The organism is Koromonas soli, assembly GCF_059726265.1.
Window position 1 is genome coordinate 423,598 of sequence record NZ_AP040872.1, and the last position, 24,058, is coordinate 447,655.

14 protein-coding genes are annotated in these 24,058 nt (G+C 59.5%); 9 read left to right on the forward strand and 5 right to left on the reverse strand.

Features of this window, described 5'->3' with window-relative positions; all coding sequences use genetic code 11:
- Window positions 1-313 precede the first annotated feature (313 nt).
- Window positions 314-2,833 (forward strand): DUF4861 family protein, encoded by a 2,520-nt coding sequence (locus AC6IY8_RS01840; RefSeq protein WP_497776967.1) that lies wholly within the window; start codon window positions 314-316, stop codon window positions 2,831-2,833.
- A 68-nt stretch (window positions 2,834-2,901) separates the two neighbouring features.
- On the opposite strand, the gene AC6IY8_RS01845 is transcribed toward AC6IY8_RS01840, so the two are convergent.
- Entirely contained in the window at window positions 2,902-3,414 is a 513-nt protein-coding gene (locus AC6IY8_RS01845; RefSeq protein ID WP_497776969.1) for a hypothetical protein, read from the reverse strand.
- 208 nt (window positions 3,415-3,622) lie between these two features.
- On the opposite strand from AC6IY8_RS01845, the gene AC6IY8_RS01850 reads away from it, so the two are divergent.
- The 3 genes from AC6IY8_RS01850 to AC6IY8_RS01860 all read left to right on the forward strand — a co-directional run bounded on the left by AC6IY8_RS01850 (window position 3,623) and on the right by AC6IY8_RS01860 (window position 6,467).
- Entirely contained in the window at window positions 3,623-4,132 is a 510-nt protein-coding gene (locus AC6IY8_RS01850) for a MerR family transcriptional regulator (protein ID WP_497776971.1), read from the forward strand.
- Window positions 4,133-4,168: 36 nt separating this feature from the next.
- On the forward strand, window positions 4,169-4,432 hold the full coding sequence (locus AC6IY8_RS01855) for a hypothetical protein (RefSeq protein ID WP_497776973.1): 264 nt from the start codon (window positions 4,169-4,171) through the stop codon (window positions 4,430-4,432).
- A 196-nt stretch (window positions 4,433-4,628) separates the two neighbouring features.
- Window positions 4,629-6,467: an amidase gene (locus AC6IY8_RS01860; protein ID WP_497776974.1), complete on the forward strand. Its 1,839-nt coding sequence runs from the start codon at window positions 4,629-4,631 to the stop codon at window positions 6,465-6,467.
- A gap of 113 nt (window positions 6,468-6,580) precedes the next feature.
- Here the strand turns inward: AC6IY8_RS01860 and AC6IY8_RS01865 are convergent, their stop codons facing one another.
- From AC6IY8_RS01865 to AC6IY8_RS01880, 4 genes are all read right to left on the reverse strand, one after another.
- The gene (locus AC6IY8_RS01865; RefSeq protein WP_497776975.1) at window positions 6,581-6,802 is read right to left on the reverse strand and encodes a DUF3079 domain-containing protein; all 222 of its coding nucleotides are present in this window, start codon (window positions 6,800-6,802) and stop codon (window positions 6,581-6,583) included.
- A 192-nt stretch (window positions 6,803-6,994) separates the two neighbouring features.
- Entirely contained in the window at window positions 6,995-8,098 is a 1,104-nt protein-coding gene (locus AC6IY8_RS01870; RefSeq protein ID WP_497776976.1) for an ABC transporter permease, read from the reverse strand.
- Complete coding sequence (locus AC6IY8_RS01875) at window positions 8,098-9,033, reverse strand: ABC transporter ATP-binding protein (protein ID WP_497776978.1); 936 nt, start codon at window positions 9,031-9,033, stop codon at window positions 8,098-8,100. The genes AC6IY8_RS01870 and AC6IY8_RS01875 overlap by 1 nt, the downstream gene beginning before the upstream one ends.
- A gap of 17 nt (window positions 9,034-9,050) precedes the next feature.
- Entirely contained in the window at window positions 9,051-9,623 is a 573-nt protein-coding gene (locus tag AC6IY8_RS01880) for a DUF2911 domain-containing protein (RefSeq protein ID WP_497776980.1), read from the reverse strand.
- A gap of 248 nt (window positions 9,624-9,871) precedes the next feature.
- Between AC6IY8_RS01880 and AC6IY8_RS01885 the strand changes: the two genes are divergently transcribed.
- Genes AC6IY8_RS01885 through AC6IY8_RS01905 form a run of 5 tightly spaced genes read left to right on the forward strand, consistent with a single transcriptional unit; the run spans window position 9,872 to window position 24,050 of the window.
- Window positions 9,872-11,797, forward strand: a complete 1,926-nt coding sequence (locus AC6IY8_RS01885) for a hypothetical protein (protein WP_497776982.1) — start codon at window positions 9,872-9,874, stop codon at window positions 11,795-11,797.
- Window positions 11,794-14,157, forward strand: coding sequence for a VIT domain-containing protein (locus tag AC6IY8_RS01890; protein ID WP_497776984.1), 2,364 nt, complete (start codon window positions 11,794-11,796; stop codon window positions 14,155-14,157). Before AC6IY8_RS01885 ends, AC6IY8_RS01890 begins: the two co-directional genes overlap by 4 nt.
- Before the next feature lie 16 nt (window positions 14,158-14,173).
- Window positions 14,174-21,514, forward strand: coding sequence for a hypothetical protein (locus AC6IY8_RS01895; RefSeq protein WP_497776985.1), 7,341 nt, complete (start codon window positions 14,174-14,176; stop codon window positions 21,512-21,514).
- Complete coding sequence (locus tag AC6IY8_RS01900; protein WP_497776986.1) at window positions 21,511-23,220, forward strand: hypothetical protein; 1,710 nt, start codon at window positions 21,511-21,513, stop codon at window positions 23,218-23,220. Before AC6IY8_RS01895 ends, AC6IY8_RS01900 begins: the two co-directional genes overlap by 4 nt.
- Complete coding sequence (locus AC6IY8_RS01905) at window positions 23,217-24,050, forward strand: penicillin-binding transpeptidase domain-containing protein (RefSeq protein ID WP_497776987.1); 834 nt, start codon at window positions 23,217-23,219, stop codon at window positions 24,048-24,050. The genes AC6IY8_RS01900 and AC6IY8_RS01905 overlap by 4 nt, the downstream gene beginning before the upstream one ends.
- The last annotated feature ends 8 nt before the right edge of the window (window positions 24,051-24,058 follow it).

Genomic DNA, 24,058 nt, shown 5'->3' on the forward strand with positions numbered 1-24,058 from the left:
ACGGCAATCATATGAGGAACCGAAGACGAAACCAAACCAGAGCTAAGAATTCAACCATTGTTCCACACTTCCTCTGGGTGATGCGTGAGCAGGACAGGAACAGCGATCGCGTAAAGATGGGCTTCCGAGTCGGGCAGTGACATTCGAGTGAGTCTCAGGAATAATTTCAGCCGAACTGATAAAAGGCGCCGAACGACACAGTTTTCTTAAGCCTGCGGCCACCGCTTGCTGTAAAGGTGGGCTAGGCCGATGGCGAAGTCTGTTTGGAGAGGCTAAGGGAGCCGAAGTCGGAGGGCAGGCCTCAGGAGCGAACATGCGGAAAAGCATTTTTATTGCATTCATCATGCTGTTGACTGGCAGTTGCTGGGCAAGGACTCACCTTGTCGGAATCAAAGTAGCGGTTGGCAATCCAACGGCTGAGAACAGGGTCGCAGAGGGAATCGTGATCTCCTTCTCGGAGCTAAGAAAAGTTGCGCCCCAGATTCGCGCAGGACAACTTGTTGTGACGGCGACCGACGCTACGACGGTCGGCGAAGATGCGTCGGTTCTTCACGCAGTGGAATTGCCTTCTCAAGTGGATGATCTGGACGGCGACAACAAGGCAGATGAGCTGGCTTTCCAGATTGATCTGGCTCCTCACCAGATGCGGATTGTGACGATTACGTATGGCGATGCGGACCGCATATACCGGCTTCGGCAGCAGTATCCGAAGCGCACCAACGCCTTGTTTGCGACGAAACTCGAGGGGCTCGGGTGGGAATCGGAATACAACGCCTACAGACTGTACTTCGATTCACGGAACGCCATTGATCTCTTTGGGAAACGAAGCCGCTCGTTGGCGCTTGAGACCTTTGCAACTCCGGAATATGACATTCACGCAGAGTCGCCGAATGGGAGAGACATCTTCATGGTTGGCGACTCGCTGGGAATAGGTGCAGTGGGTGCGTTTGTTGATGGGAAAGCTGTGCGGGTTTCCGACGTGAGGAAGCGCAGCTACCGAGTGATATCCAGTGGGCCGGTTCGCGCGATTGTAGAAGTGACGTACGAAGGCTGGAGCGTAGGCGGAAAGACGATGAACCTGCGTTCGCGCATTACGCAGTGGGCGGGGGAGCGCGGCTTCCGTCATTCGATTTACTCAGAGGATAGCGGCAATATTCAATTTGTGGCGGCGTTGCCGCGGAAGGCAGAATTGCTGGCTATTCGGTCGGAATCAGGCGACTGGATGGCGACGTATGGTGAGCAGGTGCTGGAGCCAGGGGCGGCAGCGAAGACAGCGATTCGCGGCACAAATCTGGGAATCATGCTGATACCTTCTCTGGAACTCACGGCGAAGTTTGCGGAAGACGAATCGAACGAACTGTTTGTATTCGGCCTGAAGAACAATGAGGCTTCGTGGTATGCGGCAGCGGCGTGGGACCAAGAGTGGAGCAACGATCGCGATGTGTTTCCGGGCCCTGGAGATAAGTTGGAACAGGCGTCGCGAGTGTTGCCGCCCGATGCGCTGCGCAACAGGGACGAGTTTGTGAATGCGGCTCGCGAGATGGCCGCGCGGATGAAAGCTCCGGCGAAGATCGAGATTCTTTCCGCAACCGCACAGGTGCAGTCGGCTCCGGTGGATACGCTCGGTAAGGTGGCATCGAAGAGCTATGGCGAGGCAATCGAGCTGCTTCGGCGGGAGATTGATCGCACGGCGGATGCGTGGGAGCCGCGGTTGAAATCTTCGGGAGAGATGACGAGCACGAGGGGAATCGGATTCTTCAACGACGGCAACAACCAGACAGGCGTTTGGAAAGACCAGAAGGGATTCTTCTGGACAGGAGGATTCTGGACGGCTGAACTCTGGAAGATGTATGAGAGGACGAATGATCCGAAATATCGACGCTGGGCCGAACTCTGGAGCGATGCGCTGATTGGTCAGGAAGCTGTGCAGAACCATGACGCGGGATTTCTGTACTACTACTCGCAGGTTCCGGGGTATGAGTTGACGCACGATGCGAAGCGCAAGGAGAGCGCTCTGCGGGCGGCAGCACGATTGGAGCAGTTATACAATCCGCGCACCCATCTGATTGCGGCATGGAACGTGGGCGGGGATGACACGATCATCGACACAATGATGAATCTGCAGTTGATGTGGTGGGCGACTCGCGAGACAGGCGACAAGAAGTTTAGCGAAATTGGAATTGAGCATGCGCTGAAGTCGGCTGAATTCCAAGTGCGTCCTGATGGGATCGTGGTTCAGTCCGTACACTACAACCCCGGGGATAATCGTCAGGATTTGGCTCTGCACGGTGGGATGCCACGAGAGCTTCATCTGCAGAATCATGCCGAGCCGGGTGAAATGCTGTTCACGCATACGCATCAGGGATTCGCGGCGGACACGCCCTGGGCTCGGGGTACGGCTTGGGCGCTGTACGGGTATTCGGTGGCGTACAAGGAGACAGGCGATCCGCGTTTCCTGACGATTGCGGAGAGGGTTGCGGATTTCGCGTTGGAGCAACTGCCGGAAGATGGCGTGCCGTGGTATGACCTGTTCGATGAAGGCGTGCATTATCGCAACCGGGACAGTTCGGCGGCCGCAATCATGGCGGGAGGCCTGCTGCGGCTTTCCGAAGTTACAAAGGACAATCCGAAAGCAGAGCAATATCTCGCCTCGAGCAGAAGAATCACTCAATCGCTGATCGATCATTATCTGACTCCGATTGGGAGCGATGATAAGAGTCCGGCGGGTGTTCTGCGGCACGGGTGCGGCACGAGGCCAGAAGATGGCTCGCTCATCTACGGGCAGTACTACCTGCTGGAGACTTTGCTGGAGCTGGAAAAGAAACAGAAGTGAGAAGCTTTGCGCAGCCCCACTCAGCGAGAGCAGCGTTGAGTGGGGCACAAGCGCAGGTGAACGCGCGGCTACTTCTTTGAGTACTCGAGTTCGATGAGGGGCTTTTGGGTGTCATCGCCGGGACGGAACACTTGCCAGTGATAGCCGGTGTCTCCGGGGCGGCGCTGTAGCACAGAGGTGAGCGAAGAGACGGTGCCGTCGATCTTCGAGATTTCGAACTTCTGCAGAAGGCGCTCGCCTTCAGATGTAGCAGTTCCGTGGGTGAACTGGCCCTCGCTGTCCACATACCAGAAGCCGATCTGCTTCTGCGCGGGATCGTAGGCGTACATGCCGGAATAGTGCGGCTTTCCATTGAATTTCGCGAGGAAGAAGATCGCGGTGCGGGTCTCATTCCAATAGATGTGGTTGTCTATTTCGGTTGCGGCTCCATCCGGAGCCTTGGCCGTGGCGTGCCAATCACCGACGAGCCACTGCATGACCGCTAAGGGCGAAGGCGCGGCGGGTTGGGCTTCGGAAGCAACACTGGCGGTGGTGAAGGTCGCAGCGAACAGGGCAAGGATGCAGACGGTCGTCTTCAACATAGGTGCAGGAGGGTATTCCGAGCCGTGGGGGATGTCAATTGCTCGGGTGACCTTTGTTCATGCGCGATGGAAAGAGAGTTTCACACAGATTGTCCGCTTGACTTCCGGAAAACCGGGGCTAATATGAGGACAACATTTTCGCGCAATTATGTTTCAAACATATTGCGCATCATTGTTCCTTGCAAGATAAACACGGGCAGCGGCGGACATGAACCAGAGTTTCACATCCAGCCAAGTCGCCGAACGAACCGGCCTCACGCCACGGCAGTTGCAGTGGTGGGATGAGCAGGGAATCGTGGTGCCCGCGCGCGAGGGACATCGCCGAATTTACTCCTCCAAAGATTTAGCCGAGCTTGCCGTGCTTTGCGATTTGCGCAGGCGAGGATTCAGCCTGCAACGCATTCGCAAGATGCTGGCGCTGCTGCGCCGCGAGTTTGGGCATTCGCTGGCAGAGCTGGTTTCGCGCGGGCCGGGGCTGCATCTGCTGACGGATGGAGAAAGCATTTATCTGCGGGATTCGGAGCGCGGGATGGTCGATCTGCTGAGAAATGCGCAGCAACCGCTGCTCGCAATTTGTATCGGTCCGGTGCTGGAGAGGGTGTTGGCGCCGGAAGAGAAATTGCGGGAAGAGGCAGCGATTCCGAAGAAGAGTTCACAACAGGTGCGGGCAGAAGGTCAGTTGTCCAGGACTGCTGCCCGTGGATCGGCACGGCGATAACAAGCAAGCAGTCCTAAGCGACTGTGGAGGTGACACATGATCGTCGAGATTAACTATCTCCCTCAGTGGATCCCCGAACAGATGAGTCCCGGAACCGTGTTCATTCTCGACAATGCGGGTGAGGCTGGAGATGACAACGATCCGTACTGGGCGGTGCTTGCTTGCCCATCGTGTGCCACCCTGGGGTTGATTACACGAAAGCAGATGGCGGGAATTGTGCCGGTCATCTGCGGGTCTGATTGCTGCTCGGCGCAGTTTCATATACGCGGGGATGAGATCGTGCCAAGGGCAGTGAGCTAGATTCGCGTAGCCCTCCCGATGGGAGGGCTTTTGGTTGGGCAATGGTGACCTGGGTTGGCAGAGGAGACTTGGGCGGCGGCTGGGATCCTTCGCAGCGCTCAGGATGACACCTCAACCCAGTTTGGTGGAGACGGATGAGTGTGGGGTATAGTGTCTGGTTGTTTTGGAACAACCAGTCCTGTAGCTACGGAGCATCATGTCAGCCTCTCGCCGCGACTTTCTTGCCCTCTCTGCAATGACTCTGCTAAGCGCCGCTGCACGCGGCGAAGACGCTCCACAAGCGGGCGCGCAGCAAATACCCAGCACAACACAGACGACGACGCCTCCGACGACGCAGCCACCGGGGGCGCCTCCGGCGTTTGGAACGGCACCGCCGTTTGGGCCGGAGGTTTCAGCGCAGAACTTTGCCGAGGCGGAGAAGCTCGTTAATTTCACGCTGACGGATGGCGAGCGCACTCAGGCGGCGCGGAACTGGCGGACTTCGCTGGCTCCGTATTATGAACGGCGGGTGGGGCCGAGGAAGGTCGCGATCGAATCAAGCGTGGCACCGTGGTCGGAGTGGAATCCGGTTTTGCCGGGGCAGTCGGCGGGACCGAAGCAGGACCGGTTTGTACGCACCTTGGAAGACGCAGGACCGTTGCCGACGAAAGATGAAGAGATTGCGTATGCGCCGGTGCACAGGCTGTCGCGGTGGATTCAGACGCGTAAGCTGACGTCGGAGCGGCTGACGAATATCTATCTCGACCGCATCGAGCGCTACGATCCGAAGTTGCGCGCGGTGATAACGCTTCCGCGGGAGCATGCATTGCAACAGGCGCGGCAGGCGGACAAGGAAATCTCAGCGGGACACTATCGCGGGCCTTTGCACGGCATTCCGTGGGGAGCAAAGGACCTGCTGGACACGGCGGGGATCGCTACGACGTATGGGGCGGAGCCTTATCGCGACCGCGTTCCGAAAGAGGATGCGGCGGTAACGAAGCGGCTGAACGATTCGGGAGCGGTGCTGATTGCGAAGCTTTCGCTGGGAGCACTGGCGCTGAACGATGTGTGGTTCGGCGGGCAGACGATGAATCCGTGGCTGCCGGAGGAAGGGTCGTCGGGATCATCGGCAGGCCCGGGAGCGGCAACGGCGGCGGGACTGGTGGCTTTCTCGATTGGCAGCGAGACCGAGGGCAGCATCGTGAGCCCTTCGATGCGATGCGGCGTTACGGGACTACGTCCGACGTATGGTCGCGTGCCGAGGACGGGAGCGATGACGTTGTGCTGGTCGCTCGACAAACTGGGGCCGATGGCTCGTTCGGTGGAAGACACGATGCTGGTGCTAAGGGCGATCTCGGGACCGGACGATGGAGACCTGAACAGCGTGCCAAGACACTTGGATTTCGACGCGACGGCCCCGGTGAAAGGGCTGAAACTGGGGTACTTCCCGAAGTGGCTGAATGAGCCTCCGGCGACGGAGGTGGACCGCAAGGCATTGGAGACGGCGAAGAACCTGGGGTTCACTCCGGTGGAGGTCTCACTGCCGGATTGGCCGTACGGGTCGCTGAACATCCTGCTGTTTGCGGAGGCGGCTGCGGCGTTTGAGGATTTAACACTGTTAGGTGGGCTGAACCAGTTGCGCTCGCAGACGGATGATTCGTGGCCGAACTCGTTCAGGCAGGCGCGGTTCCTCTCGGCGGTGGATTTCGTGCAGACGGACCGCTTCCGGCGCAAGGTCGCGATGGAGATGGCGAGGATCTTCTCAAAAGTGGATTTGCTGCTGGTGCCGGGGTTAAGGGACGAAATGCTGACGATCAGCAACTTCACTGGGCATCCGTCGTTGACGCTGAGGGCGGGGTTCGTGGACGTTTCCGAGGCGAGGAGCGACTGGGCTCCGGACCCGGCGCATCCGCTGCCGAAGTTCGATCCTCCGCGCAGGGTTCCGCATGGAGTGACGCTGGTGGGACCGCTGTTCGGCGAAGGATTGCTAGGGAGAGCGGGGATCGCACTGGAGATAGCGTTTGCAGTGGCGGATCAGCGGCCGGCGGGGTTCTAGGGCAAGTTTCGCGAGGTTTGTTCTGGGTATGGCGGCAGGTGACCTGAGGCAGCGGTGAATCTGCTGTCGGCGGATGGAACCCTCGCTCGCTCAGGATGACACCCTTGCGCGAGCTATTGATCGAGGGGCGCGTATCCAATGGTGAAGAGCGTGGGGTCACTCTCTTCAGCGTTGTGCTGCTCGCCCCATTCCAGCCAGTCATCACCGAAGAGTTCGGCGGGATGCTGCGTGCGGACGGTTCCGTTTCCGCAGCTCAGATCGTCGGCGGGACAGAACTTGTTGCATCCCCAGCAGACGCGCTCGGGGTGCTTCGGGTGTAAGGGAATCTTTGCCATCGAGTACCTGCTTCTGCTGCTGTTACCAACTACTGCTCTAGTTCAGTAAGCCTCGTACCGCAACACTCTATCTTTCTACATTCGACCTCTGGCGCCAATGACATTAGTCACACAGTTCGGCTCGGTGCGACTGTCATGAGCAAGCATCCCACCCTACTCCAGCAAATGCGAGTCAGGGCGCTGTGGCGTGGGTTATGTCCAGCGGAAGAAGCGGACGGCGAAGAAGAAAGAGATGGCGCCCCAGGCGATGAGGACGGCGAGAGGTGCAAGCTGGGTGGAGAGTGCGCTGCCTTCGAGGATGATGGCTCGCAGCATGTCATTGAGGGCGGTGAGGGGAAGCAGTTTGATGAGTGGGATGACGGCCGAGGGAAAGCGCTCGTAGGAGAAGAAGATTCCGGAGAAAACCCACATGGGCATCATGACGACGTTCATGATGCCGCTGGCGGTTTCGATTTTCTGCGCGCGGCTGGCGGTGAGGAGTCCGAGCGAGGCGAAGGTGAGCGCGCCGAGGCAGGTGACGAATGCGATGGCTGTCCATGAACCAAGGACGCGCATGTGGAATCCCAAAATGCCGAAGCCGAGGACAAGGACGAGTTCGATGATCATGAGGACGAGGCGGCTGCTGGCGAGGGCTAGGAGGAAGTCTCCGCGTCGCATGGGGGTGGCAATGTAGCGCTTGAGCAGCTTGCGTTGGCGCATCTCGACCAGGGCAAAGCCGATGCCCCACATGCCGGAGCCCATGAGGTTCATGCCGAGAAGGCCGGGGATAAGGAAGTCGATGTAGCGGCTGCCGGGCTCGCTATTGATGCGCGAGGTGGTGGCGATGGCAGGCTTGGCTCCGGCAGCGGATTGCAATGCGCTGTCGGCGAGGCTGCGGGCGAGGACGCTTTCGGGACGAGCGGGATCGTAGATGTATTCGATTTGGTCGCCGTGAGGGACGACTTCGAGGTCGAACTTGCCAAGGCGGAAGTTGAGGGCGGCCTGATCGGCGGGCTGGAGTGCGAGTTCGAGCGATTGCGCCGCGGGAGCGCGCTCCAGCAGGGCGGAGATGCGATCGGAGCCGGGCTGCTGGACGACGACGATGCGCACGGCATCGGCTGGCTTGTTGCGGAAGGCGACTCCGAGGCCGAGGGCGAGAAGGATCGGGAAAAGGAAAATCCAGAAGATGACTTCAGGCTCGCGATAGAGCTCTTTCAAGCGCGCGAGCAGGAGACGGCGATATCCGGTCCAGCGGCTATTGACGATGGCAGGACGTGCTGCAGCGACGGGTTTTGCTTCGGTCGGATGCTCAATCATTATTCTTCTCGCAGGTGACGTCCGGTGAGGTGGACGAAGACGTCTTCGAGGCTGGACTGACGAGTGGTGAGCTGGCTGAGCTGCCAGCCATGTTGTTCGACCACGGCGAGCAAGGCAGGAATGGTGCGATGCGGCTCTTCGACGGTAAGGGCGGTGAGGCCGTCGTCGTTCTGCACGCCTCCGACGCCGGGGAGGGCGCGCCATAGGTCGGAGGAGACGCTTTGCGCGGCGTTGACGGAAAACTCGACGCGGTGATGTCCGCCGACGCCGGAGATGAGCTCGGCGGGAGTGCCGGAGGCGATGACCTTGCCGTGATCGACGATGGAGATGTAGTCGCAGAGGCGCTCGGCTTCGTCCATGTAATGCGTGGTGAGGAGGACGGTGCCGCCTTCGCTCTGGAAACGGCGCACGATGTCCCACACCTGGCGGCGGCTTTGCGGATCGAGTCCGGTGGTGGGCTCGTCGAGGAAGAGCATGCGCGGATCGCCGACGAGCGCGGTTGCGATGGCAAGGCGCTGCTTCTGTCCTCCAGAAAGTTTGCCGACCCAGGCATCAGCTTTCTCGGTGAGGGAGAGCTCTTCGAGGACGGCATCGACGGAGCGGGTGTTGCGATAAAAGCCAGCAAAAAGTTCGATGGTCTCGCGTACAGAAAGCTTTTCGGCGAGGCGCGTTTCCTGGAGGGAGACGCCGATGAGTTCGCGCAACTCGGCAGGGTGCTCGCGCCATGTGCGGTCGAAAATTTCGACGGTGCCGGATGTGGCTTCAAGCAGACCTTCGAGAATCTCGATGGTGGTGGTCTTGCCTGCACCGTTTGGTCCGAGCAGTCCGTAGCATTGCCCGGCGTAGATGGTGAGGTCGATGCCGCGAACGGCCTCGACCTTTCCCTCGTAAGTTTTGTGCAGGTCCCGGCAACGGACTGCGACGTTGTCGCGCATGAATCTTCCCCTGCAGCTTATTTCTTTACGGTGATGGGGGCAGAGAACTGCGTGTTCTCCCATGAGAGCTTGAGCGTTCCACCGCCGCCGTTGGGTTTCGTTTCGATGGCGATGGTGAACTGATCGACGGGCTGTGGGAGTGTGTCCTTCTTCAGATCGATGCGGGCGACGTCGTGGGCTTCGTCGTAGACCTGCTTGGGATCCTTTGGATTTACGCCCCACTGTCCGATCTGCTTGTTGACGATGAGCGTGGTCTTCTCGGCCGTCGGGAGCACCCAGAGAGTGAAGGCTCCGGCGGGGATGTTTGCATTGCCGATCGTGATTGGCTTCTGCGTGATGAGGAGCGTGGCTTCATCGGCTCCGGTACGCCAGATCTTTCCATAGGGAACGAGGCCTCCCCAAATTTTGCGCGGCTCGCTGGTCTTGGGATCGCGGGTGTAGGGACGTCCATAGACCACGGTGACGCGATTGCCATCCACGACTGCGCTGATGGTTTCGTGTGGGCTGATGCGTTTCTGCTGCGCTGCGGCCGGAAGGACCAAGGCGAAGACCGCGGCAAGGAGAACGAGAGTGCATCGCAGAGTTTTCATGGCAAACATGATATCCCTTGGACACAGTTTGTGCGGCGGGCGCGGGCGTGTGTGTGGGGGAACACGGTGCTGTGTCAGCCTCGACACGCGGCAGAACGCGCGACGAGTGTAAATCGTTCGAAATGCGAGATGTGAGATTTGGCGACGAAGGTGCGATATGGATGGGTTATCCGGCGGTCAGGGAAGTTTCTGATTGCAGCTGAGATGCGGTCGTTTATAGTTGGGAGCACAATTTCGGAGCGCGGATTATGGTCTGCTTTCTCAACCAACGCGGGCGTTGGTTGCTGCTGGTGGTGGTTCTCGCGACGGCTTCCGTTGCGGTGCTGGGAGTGATTGGCTGGCGCGCAGGTGCGGCTCTGCGGTCGGCAAAAGACGCGGAGAGCGCGGAGTCGAACTTCAAGTTCAAGGTGCAGCCGGTGCTTCCGGCCGTTGATAGCGGCTTCGAGTGGGTTAGCGCGCCGACGACGTTTACCGAAGCCGAGGAGTACAACGGCAAGCTGTATGTCGCGGGGTCGGCTGGGCTGTTTGAGTATGACGGCAGCGGAAGACCGTTGCGCGATTTCCGCGTGGGGCGAGAGCTGCCTCCGGCACCACTGGTCCGGATGGCGAAGGCGGTGCTCGCGGGCTCTCGCGAACCGGAACTGCTGATTGCGACCGATGGCGCGGGAGTGCTGGCATTCAATGGCACGGGCTTTCGGCAGATCCTCCCTGAAGATCGCGAACTGAGACACGTTACGGCGATGCTGCCGGCTGCGTCAGGTCATCTGCTGATCGGGACGGCGAAGCGCGGGTTGCTGCTGTTCGACGGACAGCGATTGGCGCCATTCCATTCAACACTGAAGCAAATCTACGTGACAGCGCTGGCGGGCAGCGAGGCAGACCTGTGGGTCGGCACGCTGGATCACGGAGTTGCGCATTGGCACGGCGGCAGTGCCGAGTGGTTCAACGATGCGAATGGACTGCCGGACGAGCGGGTGTATGTCGTGGCGCTGAGTGGTGAGCGCGCGTATGCGGGAGGCCCGGCGGGAGTAGTGGAGTTCGACGCGGGGCGGTTTGCACGCACGCTGGCAGGGGGAACCTTTGTGCGCAGCCTGCTGGTGCAAGACAAGAAGTTGCTTGCGGGAACGATGGATGACGGAGTGCTGGAGATTGCGCTTGAGCGCTCGTTGCGCGATCCGCGTGAGTACGCCACGATGGGCGACTTTGCTGAAGTGGGGCAGTTGTTCAGAAGCGATGAGGTGTTGTATGCGGTGGCGCAGTCGGGAGTGTATGCGCGCGGCGCGAGTGGCGGCTGGAAACGAGTTCTGGAGCCGACAGGCGGGCTGCTCACGGATCGAAATATTTCCGCACTGGCAGTGGATGGCGCAAACCGGCTTTGGGTCGGGTATTTTGACCGCGGTTTGGACATTGTGGAAGGTCAGCGGGCGAAGCATGTGGAAGACGATCACGTGTTTTGCGTGAATCGGATCAGGCCGAATGTGCTGCGCGGCGCAACGGCGGTGGCAACGGCGAACGGATTGGTGTTGTTCGATGCGCAAGGAACTCGCAGGCAGGTAATGACGAAGTCGGCAGGGCTGATTGCGGATCATGTGACGGATGTGGTGCTGTATCGCGATGGGATGGTGGTGGCGACTCCGGCTGGATTGACATATATCGATGGAGAGGGAGTGCGAAGTCTGTATGCCTTTCACGGGCTGGTGAACAACCATGTCTATACCGTGGCGGCGAATGGCAGTTCTGTATTGGCTGGAACGCTGGGAGGCGCGAGTTTGCTGGAGGGCGACCGCATACGAGCGAACTATACGACGGCGACTTCGGCGCTGAAACACAACTGGATCACTGCTGCGGTTCCGGTTGGAAACGAATGGTGGCTGGGGACGTATGGCGCGGGCGTGGTTCGGATGGATGCATCGGGGAAGTTTGAGGCGAGCGATGGCGCGAGCGGAAGCCTGGTGATCAATCCGAATGCGATGGCGGCGACGGAGAGGCTGTTGCTGGCGGGAAGCGCGGGGCAGGGTTTGTATGTGATGGATCGAAGGTCGGGCAGGTGGTCGGCGGTGACGGAGGGACTGCCTTCGCTGAATGTGACCGCGCTGGCGGCGGCGAATGGCGTGGTGTACGTGGGCACGGACAACGGGCTGTTGAGGATTGCTGAACAAAGGTTGGAACGATGAGACGCCTACTGCAAGTGTGGTTGGTGGTCGTGTGCGTGGCAAGCGCCGCGCTGGCCGATGCGGGAGTGTTGATTCCGCGCGATAAGAGCCAGCCGGATCCGGCGGTTCTGTCGCTGGACGAGATGGAGATTCGGGTCGTAATCGACAACGGCGTTGCGAAGGTCGATGTGCGGCAGATCTTTGGCAATCACACGGCGGCGATCGAAGAAGGCAATTATGTTTTTGCGCTGCCGAGCCGCGCGACGGTGAGCGACTTTGCGGTGTGGGATGGGCCGACGCGGATTCCGGCGGTGATCCTGGAGCGCAAGAGGGCAAGCGAGATTTATGCGCAGGCAAAGGCTCAGGCAATCGATCCGGGGCTGCTGCAGATGGGCGAGCGCGGAGTGGAGGAGGCGCGGCGCAGTGCGGCCTTCAGCGCGAAGATTGTGCCCATCGCTCCGTATGGGACGAAGCGGCTTGAGTTCCAGTATCACGAGAATATTCCGGTGGAGAATCTGAAGTCGTTCTTTGCGATTCCGATTCATCCCGATGCGTACCAGGTGCAGGCGGCGGGACGGTTGAAGATCGAGTTTGAACTGCGTTCGGCGCATGAGCTTTCTGAGTTTCAGTTTGTGGGCAATGTGTACGCGATGAAGGTAACGACTCGGGATGCGCATACGGTGAAGGCGACGTATGAGGGAAGGAACGTCACGCTGAGCGAGGATTTCGCGCTGCAGTATCAGTTCAACCCAAAGCACACCGACAGGCTGGATGTGATCGCGTATCGAAATCCAGATACGCCGCATCCGGACGCGGCAGAGAAGAATCCGGTGCGCGGGCATGACGAGCCGGGATTCTTCGAAGCACAGGCGCTAATTGGGGCGGGGGCGCAGGGGACGAGTAATGGCGGCGCACCGAGAAGCGTAGTGATCCTGTTCGACAACTCGCTCTCGATGCAATGGGACAAACTGGAGCGAAGCTATGCGGCGATGGAGGCGGTGCTGCGGGCGCTGCGTCCGCAGGATAAGTTCAACCTGCTGCTATTCAACAACAAGGTATCGGCGTTTCAAGCGCAGATGGTTTCGGCGCAGCGCGAGAACATTCAACGGGCGCTCGAGTTTGTGCGTGCGAGCAGGTTGCGTGGAGGCACCGATCTGCAGCAGGCACTGGGAGCGGGATTGGGACAGTTCGCGAATGTTCATGGAAATGGATACCTGGTGCTGCTGACCGATGGCGGAGCGACACGGGGCGCGATCCGCACGGGGACGTTGGCGAAGTGGTATGGCGAACGATGGAAGCAGTTGGCGGAAGCAGGGCGTCCGCGAACGTATGTGTTTGCCGTGGGAGATGACGCGAACCTGCCGCTACTGCGCATGCTGGCGCGCAATGAAGGCGAGTTGGAGAATGTGCTCTCGACAGAGCCGGCGGAGTTCAAGCTGAATGCGTTTGTGTCCAAGATTGGGCGCACGCCGGTGGCGCAGCTTGGGTTGAGAGTGGAGCCGGAAGGGGCGGTGCAGATGGTGTATCCGCTGCAGGACAGCACGTTCGGCGGATCGATTGCGAACTGGGTGGGGCAGTATGGCAAAGCCGCACAGGTGCAGATGACGGTGCGAGGGGTGCGCGATGGAAACGCAGTGGAGATGAAAAGCACGGCAACGTTGCCGGAGAAATCGTTGGAGCATGAGCAACTGCCGCGACTCTGGGCACGGGCGAGAGTGGATGCGCTGCTGGAAAAGATCGAACGCGAAGGCGAGGACGCGAAAAGTGTCGAGGAGATCATAAGGCTATCGCGCAGGTACAAGTTCGTGACGCCGTACACGTCATTTCTGGCCGTACCGAGGGCGCTGCTGCGGCCTCGGGTGATAAGGCCGGGCGATCCGGTGTTGAGGGTACACACGGATGAGTCGATACGGTCGGTGGTCGCGGTGTTTCCGTTTGGGCTGACGAAGCGATTGCGGCATCTCGACGATGAAGATGTGTGGCAGACAAGATTCCTGGCACCGGACGACATGCAGGATGGAACGTACACGGTGGGGTTGGTGCTGAGGGACAAGAGCGGACACACGTATCGCGAGTCGAAGACGTTTGTGATAGCGAGCAAGCCGCCGGTGGTGAACGTACACCTGGATGCACGGCGATTCCATCGCGGCGGAACGATTCCGCTGAAGGTGAGCGCGACGGCGAGCACGCGTACGCTGACGGCGCGGCTGGAGGGCGCAGCTCCGATTGCATTGCGATGGAATGCGAAGGCCGGCGCGAACACAGGGGATTTGCAGATTCCGGCAGACCTGCCAGCAGGGACCTATGGGCTGACGGTGATTGCGGAGGATGTCGCCCACAACATAGGAACGCAGGAGGTGCGCGTTGAAGTACTTCCTTGAAGTTACGTCAAAACGAGTGAGTCGCATTTTGTTGCCGTGCTGCGCGGGAATGCTGTTGCTGGGAGCTTCGGTGAAGGTGGCGCGTGCGACGGAGGTTTGGAGAAACGCGGAGGCGGGCTCGGCGATTGAGGCGGCGCTTTACCGCTGGATGCCGATGCCGGTGAGCAAAGTGCTTGGCTTGCGTCCCCCGCGGGAGGCGACGCCGCTGCTGAGCGGGTTGATTCAGAAACAGCCGACGGCCGAGTTGTATTCATTGCGGGCGCTGAACGAAGAGGCTGCGCTGGACTTTACCTCAGCCGAGGCGGACTGGAAGAAATACGTTGAGAGTTCGCAGGATCATGTGGAGGCGCAGTGGTCGCTGGCGGATTTCTATCATCGGCGGTTGCGAACAGCGGATGAGATTTCGGCACTTTCGGTGATCGGGCGCGCGCAGGATGCGGCTTCAGAGAAACACACCGAGATGGAGCAGAGGGGCGCGTGGCGAGCCTATGAGCGCATCTTCAAGGTGATTGGCGAGAACGCGATGGAGGCCAATGTCTCGTCACGATACTACCGCGAATGGGTTGCACGCTACCCGGCGCAGGCGACGGTGTATGCGAGGTACTTCCACTTTCTACTCGATCACAAACAATTTGCGGAGGCGGAGAAGCTGATCTCGCAGTATCGGGCGGCGGTGCCGGGCGATGAGATTCTTCCGGTGAAGCAGAAGGCGCTGCTGGAGTACAAGCGAGGATCAATCGAGCAAGGGTTGGCCGTGTATGACACGCAGTTTCAGCCGTTATGGCCGCAGGAGTTGGTTGACAGCTACTTCTCGCTGATGAACGAAACGCGGTCAACGCGCAGATATCTCGATCAGGCTCGGGCGAGGTTGGAGAAGGAACCGGAAAATCTGAACGCGGCGGCACGGGTCTTCTACTACTACCAGCGACAGGGGCGCGTGGATGCGGCGCAGCAGGCTCTGACGCAGTTTCGAGTTAACAAAGAAAAGCGCAATGCGAAGTGGAGTTCGCAGGAACTATACACACTTGCAAAGCTGAATGAAGGTATTCGCGATTATCCGGAGGCCGCGAGGTATTACTACGCGCTCTACACCACGAACGATCGCGCAGATGCGCAGGAGCAGGCCCTGGCGGGGCTGGTGAACGTGTTGCTGGATGCTCCGGAGCAGAGCGTGCGAGTAGGCGCGGGCGAGCTGTCGATGTACCGCGACATTGGGGCGATGGATCGCGGGCCGGGATTTCTGAACGGAATTCTGTCGCTGATTTTGAACAGCACAGCGCCGGCGTACGCGTATTCGGAAGAGGAGCGTCGTGCGGTTCCGTATTTCCGTCGGGCGGAGGCGGCGGAACTGACGCGGTTCTTCGAAGCGAAGTTCCCGAGTTCACGTGCAAGGGCAGGACTGCGCGCGAGACTGATTGAAACGTATGCGTCGTATGGCGAGAGCGGGGCGGTGATTCGCGAAGGCAAACAGTTCATGCAGGTGTTTCCGAACGATGCGGAGCGGGAGCGCGTGGGATTGCTGTTGGCCGATGCGTATGCGAGAGAGAGTCGGATCGAAGAGGAGTTTGCGCTGTACGATCTGGAACTGGCGGAGTTGGCGAAGTGCGCAGAGGGAATCCCGCTGGGGATAAGTGCGGGTTCGCAGGATTCTTATGCCGCTCAGAAGCAGCAGAATTCGACGCTTGCAGAGGCTGAGGGCGAATACGACGAAGGAGCGAGCGAGGGACGCGCGCCGGAACAAAACCGGGCGTTCTCGGCGCAATCTGCGGCGGCAAAGCTGGAAGTGAAGAGCGCGCAATCGTGGTATGCGGATTACCTGGAGCGGTATCTGTCTCGGTTGGCATCGATGCAGCGGCTGCCGCAGGCGCTTGCGGTGTTGCGGCGCGAGGTGGATCGGAACCCGAATGATCCTGGGCTTTACGAACGTCTGGCGCAATTTCTCGAACAGAACAGGCTGGGGCAGCAGCAGGAAGAGGTGTATCAACGGGCGATTCAGCAATTCCCGGACCGCTCGTGGTACCACAAGCTCGCGCGATTTTATTTGCGGAGTAAGCGCGATGCCGACTTTGCGCGATTGAGCGAGCAGGTCGTGAAGATCTTTTCGGGGACGGAGCTGGAGAGTTATTTCTCGGACGTAGTGAATGGACGCGATTACTACGTGCGGCTCAATGAGTTTGCGAATAAGCGCTTCCCGCATGACCTGCAGTTTGTGAGGAATCTGCTGGGCGCGTATCGCAAGCCGCAATCGGAGAAGTGGGAGGCGCTGCTGCGCCAGCACTGGTGGGAAGCGGAAGACTTGCGTAACCAGTATTTCGAATACCTATCGCGCACCGGAAAGCTCGAAGCCGAACTGGCGCAATTGCGTGCCGTGGAGCCTGAGGCGCAACAGCAGCGATGGAGCGAGTTGGCGAGCGCGAATCCGGTGGCGGCGAGGTTTGTTGGGGAAGCGAAGTTCTGGAGTTCGCACTTCGAGGAAGCGACTCCGGTGATGAGCGCGCTGGCAGAGTTGTATCCGGCGGATGCGGAACTGGGTCGGAGAGCGTCGGCGGTGAACAGATCGCTGGCGGCATTCGATCCGACGCGAACCGAAGTTGCGGTGAAGATCGAGGAGAACCTGTACAAGGCCAATCCGGGAGATCGCGATGGGCTCGCGAGAATCGGAGATGTGCTGGCGGACCGCGAACTGTTTGAGCGCGCGGCCCCGTACTGGAACCGCATGGCGCAGGTGCGCGCCGGCGAGCCGCTGGCGTATGTGGATGCGGCGACGATCTATTGGGACTATTTCGATTTTGATACCGCGCTGAAGTTGCTGAATGAAGGCAGGACGAAGCTGAACGACCCAGCGCTTTATGCGTACGAAGAGGGCGCAATCTACGAAAGCAAACATGAGTATTCGCAGGCGATTCGGGAGTATGTGAAAGGGGCGCTGAGGGAGCACGAGGGCTCGCGTCCATACAACCGGTTGCTGGATCTGGCGCGACGGAAAGCTCTGCGGGAGGATACGGATCGGGCGACGGCGCAATTGGGCGAAGGCACTGCTACAGGCACGGATGCGCTGAAACTGCGGATCGCGGTGCTCGATGCGCAGAATCGTCAGAAGGAAGTTGGCGAACTGCTAGGCGCGGTTGGAGAGCGAACAAACTCGCTCGAACTGCTGGAATGGCTGGAGGAAACAGCGAAGCAGCGATCTCTGGAACCGGTGCAGGAGAAGGTGCTGGAGAAGCAGGCTTCGGTCACGGCAGATCCGGTTCGAAAGTTGGAGCTGAGGTATTCGCTGGTCCGGTTCTACGAGGCGAAGAAGGATATCGCGCAGGCGCAGCGGAATGTGGAAGCACTGTATCACGATAATCCGAAGGTGTTGGGCGTAGTGCGCTCGACGGTGGACTTCTACTGGAACAACAAGCAGAGACAGCGGGCAATAGACATCTTGCTGCAGGCGGCTAACGACTCGTATCCGGAGTTGTGCACGCAGTTGCGTTTTGAGGCGGCGCAAAAGGCAAATGAGGCAGGGCAGTATGAGGTCGCACGGCGTGTGCTGACGCAATTGTTGAATGAGTCGCCTTATGACGGGCAGTACCTGGCGGCGATGGCGGATAGCTATTCGCGTGCGGGTGATGACCGCGGGCTGAAACAGTTCTCGCTGGAAAAGATTGAGGTGTTGCGGAAGGCGCAATTGCCGCAGGATGTGCGAACGCGGCAGATTGCGGAACTGCGCCGTGGACTGATTCCGGCGTTGACACGAATGAAGGATTATGCGGGCGCGATGGATCAGTATGTGGAGGTCATCAATCGTTATCCCGAAGATGACACGCTGCTGTCGGAGGCGGCACTTTACGCTCAGCGAAATGGACGGAGGGAACAGTTGCTCGCATATTACCGGGATGCGGTGAAGCAATCACCTCGCGATTATCGCTGGCCGATGGCGCTGGCAAAGATCGAAACGCAGATGGAGGACTATCCGGCGGCGGTGGAGGCGTATGGGACGGCGATGAACGTGAGGCCGGACCGCGTGGATCTTCGCACAGCCCGAGCAGAGCTGCTGGAGCGGCTGATGCGATTCGATGAGGCCGCGGCGGATTATCAGAGACTCTTCGAGTTGAACTATCACGACGCGCACTGGATGGAGAAAGTTGCGGAGTTGCGGGCGCGGCAGGGGAGGACTGAGGAGACAGTGGCGGCGCTGCGTGCAGCGTTGATCGATAACCGTCCGGAGAAAGCATCGAACTTCAACGAGGCGGCGAAGCGGCTCGAAAGCTGGGGCATGTTGGAGCAGGCTCGTGAGTTTTCGCAGAAGGGAGTGGATGTAGCAGGAAGAGATCTGCTTGCGGTCACGGAAAATCATGATGGCGCACGCGTATATGTCGAGATCATGACGAGGCTGCGGCAGCAGGATGCGGCCTTCGCACGGCTGCAACGTGGTGTGACGGATGCGAATTCGCTGATGGCACAGATCACGGTTGCAGTGAAGCAGGTCGAGAAGAACGGCGTGCTCGCTTCAGTAACGGACCAGCAATGGCGCAATCGCGAACTTGAACTTCGCCGCACGACGGCGCGGATGGGAATGCAATCGTCAATGCAGGTGATGGGACAGGTTGCAGGCCGATACTTCACTCCGGAAGAGAAAGTGCAGTTTGCGGTGTGGCTGGAGAAGAACTCTACATCGAGTTCTAACGAGGAGCTGGCTGGTGTGTTCATGCCTGCGGCGAAGAACGCTGGGCTGGCGGATTTGCAGGCCCGATGGCTGCGGAAGTTGATGCTGAGTTCGAGAAACGGCGGAGGATATAAGTCTGAGCTGATTGATCTCCAATCGCGAAGGATGCGCTTCGAGGAATTGGGAGCGGCGCTGGAGGAGTACGCACGACGGTTGACTCCGCTGCAAGGTCAGATGGGAGTGATGCAGGAGGCGTCAAACGCTTATCGCTCCGGCGCGCTGCAGGACGCGGAATTCAGAGTGCTGCGCGAAATTGCGGTGCAATCGGGCGGCGTGATTGAGCAGCGGTATTTCGAACTGCTGCTACAGCGGAGCCCGCAGGAACTGGTGCAGTTGGCTGGCAGCTCGAGAGCAGGATTGGGTGATGCTGCGTGTCAGTACGTGATCGCACACGGAACTTCGTCCCAAGCGCAGGAGGCTGTAGCTCTGCGTGCGCGATCGTTGGAACCTGTCTGGGGGAAAGCCTATGCGGGGATAACGGGATTGTACTTCGCTGATGGTAGCCGGGCGGTAGCTGCGGCATTTCGAGAAGCGTTGGGTGACAGCACGATCGGCGACCGGATTGGGAAGCAAGTGGATCGCACGCGACAGTTGGCGGGGAATCCGTGGTTCTACTATGGGGCGCGTTATGGCGAGTGGCTAGGCGTGTCGCGCGCGGGCGATCCGGAAGAGTTTCTTCCGGCGCAGCTTGAGCAGTCACCAGCTACCGCTTCAGGGTACATCGCGATAGCGGAGTATTACGCGGACGCTGGAAAGCTCGATCGTGCGGTGGAGGACTACAGGAGGACTCTGGAGTTGGCTCCGGCGCGGGCGGATATGCACGACCGAATCGCAGTGCTGTATTGGCGTCAGCAGAAGCGCACCGAGGCCGTGGAGGAATGGAAGGCCGCGCTGGAGTTGCTGGATGCGCAGGTGCATCAACGCGTAGTTCCGACTGATTTCTGGACGACATTCGGGTACGTGATGAACCACGTTGGGAATCGCCATGTGGCCAGCGAACTGCGCCCGCAGTGGGAAGCGGTGCTTCGCGACTATGTGCGTCAGAATGGCACGTACCAGGTGGATGGATTGCTTCGCTCGGCCTATGTTGCGATGAATGAGCCACAGGCAGGCGTGAAGCTGATGCTGGAGCTGGCGTCGATTGCGCCGGAGCCGAATGGCGTGCTCGAGCAGTTGGTGAATGCGAACTGGATTTCCAAGAAGCAGAAGAGCGTGATCTATGAACAGTTGATTGCTCGGTTGCGCGACGGTTTGGCAAAGAACTACGAGACGATGTCGCGCGAGTATGCGGAGGAAAATCTTCGGTCGTGGCAGGACAGGTATGCGTTGCACCTGGTCGGGCTGCAGGAGTTTGAGCGTGCGGCATCGGTGCTGCCTTCGGAGAAGGATCCGAACGCGGCAGAGCTACAGGTGCGATATCGGATCGCATTGGCGAATGGGCAGTTTGATTCGATGGTGGAGCAATACCGGGCAGAGCCGGCGAAGGCTCCGCAGGCAGAGAAAATGCGGCAGGCGGCGGTGGCATTGCAGGGAGTTGGGCAGCGCAAGGCGGCGCGGAGACTGTTGGAGTATTTGTTTGCGCAGGAGATTGCGCGTCACGAGCTGAACTCGGCGAACATGCTGGGCTTGGCTGAGATACGTTTGCAGGATGGTGATACAGCAGGCGCAATGGATGTGCTGCGCAGGCTCGCGCTGGTGGTTGGACAGCCATTTGAAAACCTGGAACCCGCGGCGACTCTGCTGTCGAAAAATGGCAGACATGCAGAGGCAGTCGAGTTCCTTGCACAACTCGTGAAGACGAAGCCGTGGGACCGCAGTGCAAGAGTGCATCTGGCTGAGGAGCAGATAGCGGCAGGGCAGGATATGACGGGAGCACAGGCGCGCGTTGCAGAAGTAGCTCGCGACAATCAGGCCGAGTATACGGTCCGCATCGCGGCAGCGGTAGCGGTGAAAGGAAGCACCGCCGAACTTGGCAGTGCCGAGCTGGATTATCTTTCGCGCGGCGTGGGAGATGTGGACAAGACGTACTTCACTAATGCGCGGATGAGCGCGGCGAAAAAGGCGGATGCGGCGGTGTCAGCGAAATTGCTGCGGAACGCGGTGGCCGACGATCCGGGCAACAATACGCTCCATGAGGAACTCTTCAAGGCCCTGGCTTCGTTGAAGCACGATCGGCTTGCGATTGCGAGTATTGATCCGGTATTGCGCGGCGTATCCGCGTCATCCGGTTATTACGGCGGATACGCGGGGGCCATGGAGTTTGCGAATGCTTCGCCTGACGGGGAGCAGACAGAGGCATTACCTGTGTCCACGGCTGATGAGGCAGATGAAGCGGCGACATCGAAAGATGCGGAACGGGCGAACTTGATGCTTGCGGTCGCGAGATCGTATGAAAATCTAAACGCGCTCGAGGATGCTCTTCGCTACTGTCGGATGGCGTTGAATTACAAGTTAAACCCCGGTATGAAGGCTACGGCCATGAAACAGATAAATGCTGTGCGGGCTGCTATCAATAGAAACGCGAACAATATGCGCCGCATGCCGGCGATTCACCGTCAGCTCGAGCAGGAACATGTCGTGCATCCGAGACTGGTGTCGGCAGTGAAGACGAATGCAAGGCAGGTGAAAGGAGGGCGCGCGCAATGAAGCGAGCGGGCATGGTGTTCATCGTTGTGTTGCTGGTGGTCGCTGGATGGGCGATGTACCAGGATATTGCTCGTGGGCCGGAGAGGTCGCTGGCGAGCCTGATGCCCGAGAACGCAGTGCTCTATGTGGAGGCGAAGGATTTCGGCTCGATGCTGCGGGAGTGGAATGCGTCGGCGGAGAAGCGCCAATGGCTCACGACGGACAACTATGAGGTGTTCAGCCGCTCAAGGTTATTTCTGCGGCTGCACGATGCTCAGTCGGAGTTTGCGTCGGCGGCAGGTGTGGCGCCAGACATGTCGTTCCTTGGCGAGGTAGCGGGTGGGAGAAGTGCGCTGGCCGTGTATGACATTGGAAAGTTAGAGATGCTGTACGTCACTCGTCTCGCGGCCGACAGTGCGGCGAAGTCGGGAATATGGCAGCAAAGAGGGAAGTTTGAAACACGCGAGGTGGAGGGGCGCAAGTTCTACGTGCGCACGGATGCACAGTCTCAGCGGGTTGTGGCCTTCGCAGTAGAAGGCGAATACATGATCCTTGGTACGCGTGAGGATCTTGTGGCGGGAGCACTCTCGCAGCTGGTGGGCAAGAGGCAGGCAGCGCTCAGTGAGCAGGGCTGGTTTGTGGATGCGCTGAAGGCAGCCAAGGACAGCGGAGATTTGCGATTGGTGGTGCACCTGGCGGAAGTGGCGAAAACTCCGCAGTTCAGAACGTATTGGGTGCAACAGAATATCACTGAGATGCGGCTGTACGAGTCGTCCGTAAGCGACCTGTTCCGGTCAGCGGATGTGTATCGCGAAGAACGGGTATTGCTGATGAAGAACGCGCCGGATGAGGTGAAGTCTGGCGATGATGCGACGCAGACTGCGCAGTTGATGCGCTTGGTACCACAGGGAACCGGGTTCTATCGCGCGTGGACGGCGCCGTCGGTTGAGGATGCGTTGGCGTTGGTGGAATGGAAGGTGCTAACGCCAAGGCTCGGACCGGCTCCGGTTTCGAAGCTTGCACCTGTTGTGGCCACGGGAGATCAGAAGGCAGGGGATGCGTCAAATCTCGACGTGCGCATCGATGTGGCACCGAACGCGGCGAATGGAAATGAGACGAGTGCGGCAGGCGACGGCGTGCTGAAAGAACTGATGAAGCAGGCGAATGTTCGGGGCGCACTGGAGCTTCATAACTCGGAAGCTGCGCAGGATGGTGTGTTCGTGCGATTGCATTCGACGGTTGTGTTGCGGGCGACAAATGATTGGAACCAGAAGGCAGTGCTGGAGGCAATACAGCATGTGGTATCTCCGGGGCTGACGGCTTCAGGGCTGGGCGTCGGGTGGAAGAAGAACGCGGCGGGATATTACGAATTCGATGGCCTGTCGAAGATCGCCGTGGTGGTTAGGGGAAAGGAACTTCTCGTAAGCAATGATGGCGCGGAGATGGCAGCGGTGCTGGCGCGAGTGTCGCAACAGGGCACGGCTGAACCGGCGATCTACTATGCGGGATTTGATCACAGCCGCGAGCGGCAAAATTTTGTGCAGCTAACGTCGGCAGCGGATCGTCCGAGCCGCGGCGGAGCGTATGGGGACAGGGCTCCGCAGTTTTTCTCGCAGAACGTTGCGAGCTTGAGCAAGACTTTGGCTGGAGTGAAATCGGAGACGGTCGTTGCGCGTCGGAACGGAGCGGTTGAGACGCAGAGTGTGCGTTACGAATGGGCACGATGAAAACATTGCACAATGGCAGTGCAGTTCTCTTCCTAATCGCAACATTGGTGATGTGTGGCGAGCGTGGCAGTGTCAAAGCTCGCAGCATGAATACGGTTGCGCAGGCCTTGGAGCAAGAATTCTCGTCGCCCGATACCTCATACATGCTGCTCGACATACGAGAGAACAGGATGGTGGCGAAGAACTGGAGCGGCGGAGCGGAGGCGATTCCGGTTGGCTCGCTTGTGAAGCCCTTCACTGCACTGGCGTATGCGGAGACGCATGGTTATCAGTTTCCGCGATACGCGTGTGAGGGAGGTAATGCTTGCTGGTTGCCGAAAGGGCATGGCAGTTTGACGCTGGCGAGGGCTGTAGCTTTCTCGTGCAACGTGTATTTTGCAGCCCTGGCGAAGGATACGGGCGCGGCGCAGGTGACATCGCTGGCGCGGCGATATGGGCTGAATGGGCCGGGTGCGGATGCTTCGGCTGAGGTGATGGCTGGTGAGTATGGAGCGTGGCGGGAGTCTCCTGCGGCACTCGTGCGGGCGTATGCAACGCTGCTGCGGAGGAGAACGCAACCGGGAGTTCGAGAGATTGCCGATGGGATGGCGCTCTCTGCGGCTGAGGGAACTGCGGCGGGATTGGGGCATCAGGCTCAGCACGTGCTGGCCAAGACAGGCACGTCGCAATGCACGCACGAGCATCATGCGCCGGGAGATGGTTTTGTGGTGGTCGCGTGGCCTGCGGAATTGCCGCGGTACTTGCTGATGGTACGCGAGCATGGGGTGACGGGCGCGCAAACGGCGATGCTGGCGGGCAGGATGGTGCGTTCGCTGGAGGGCACACGGTGAGTTGGCGC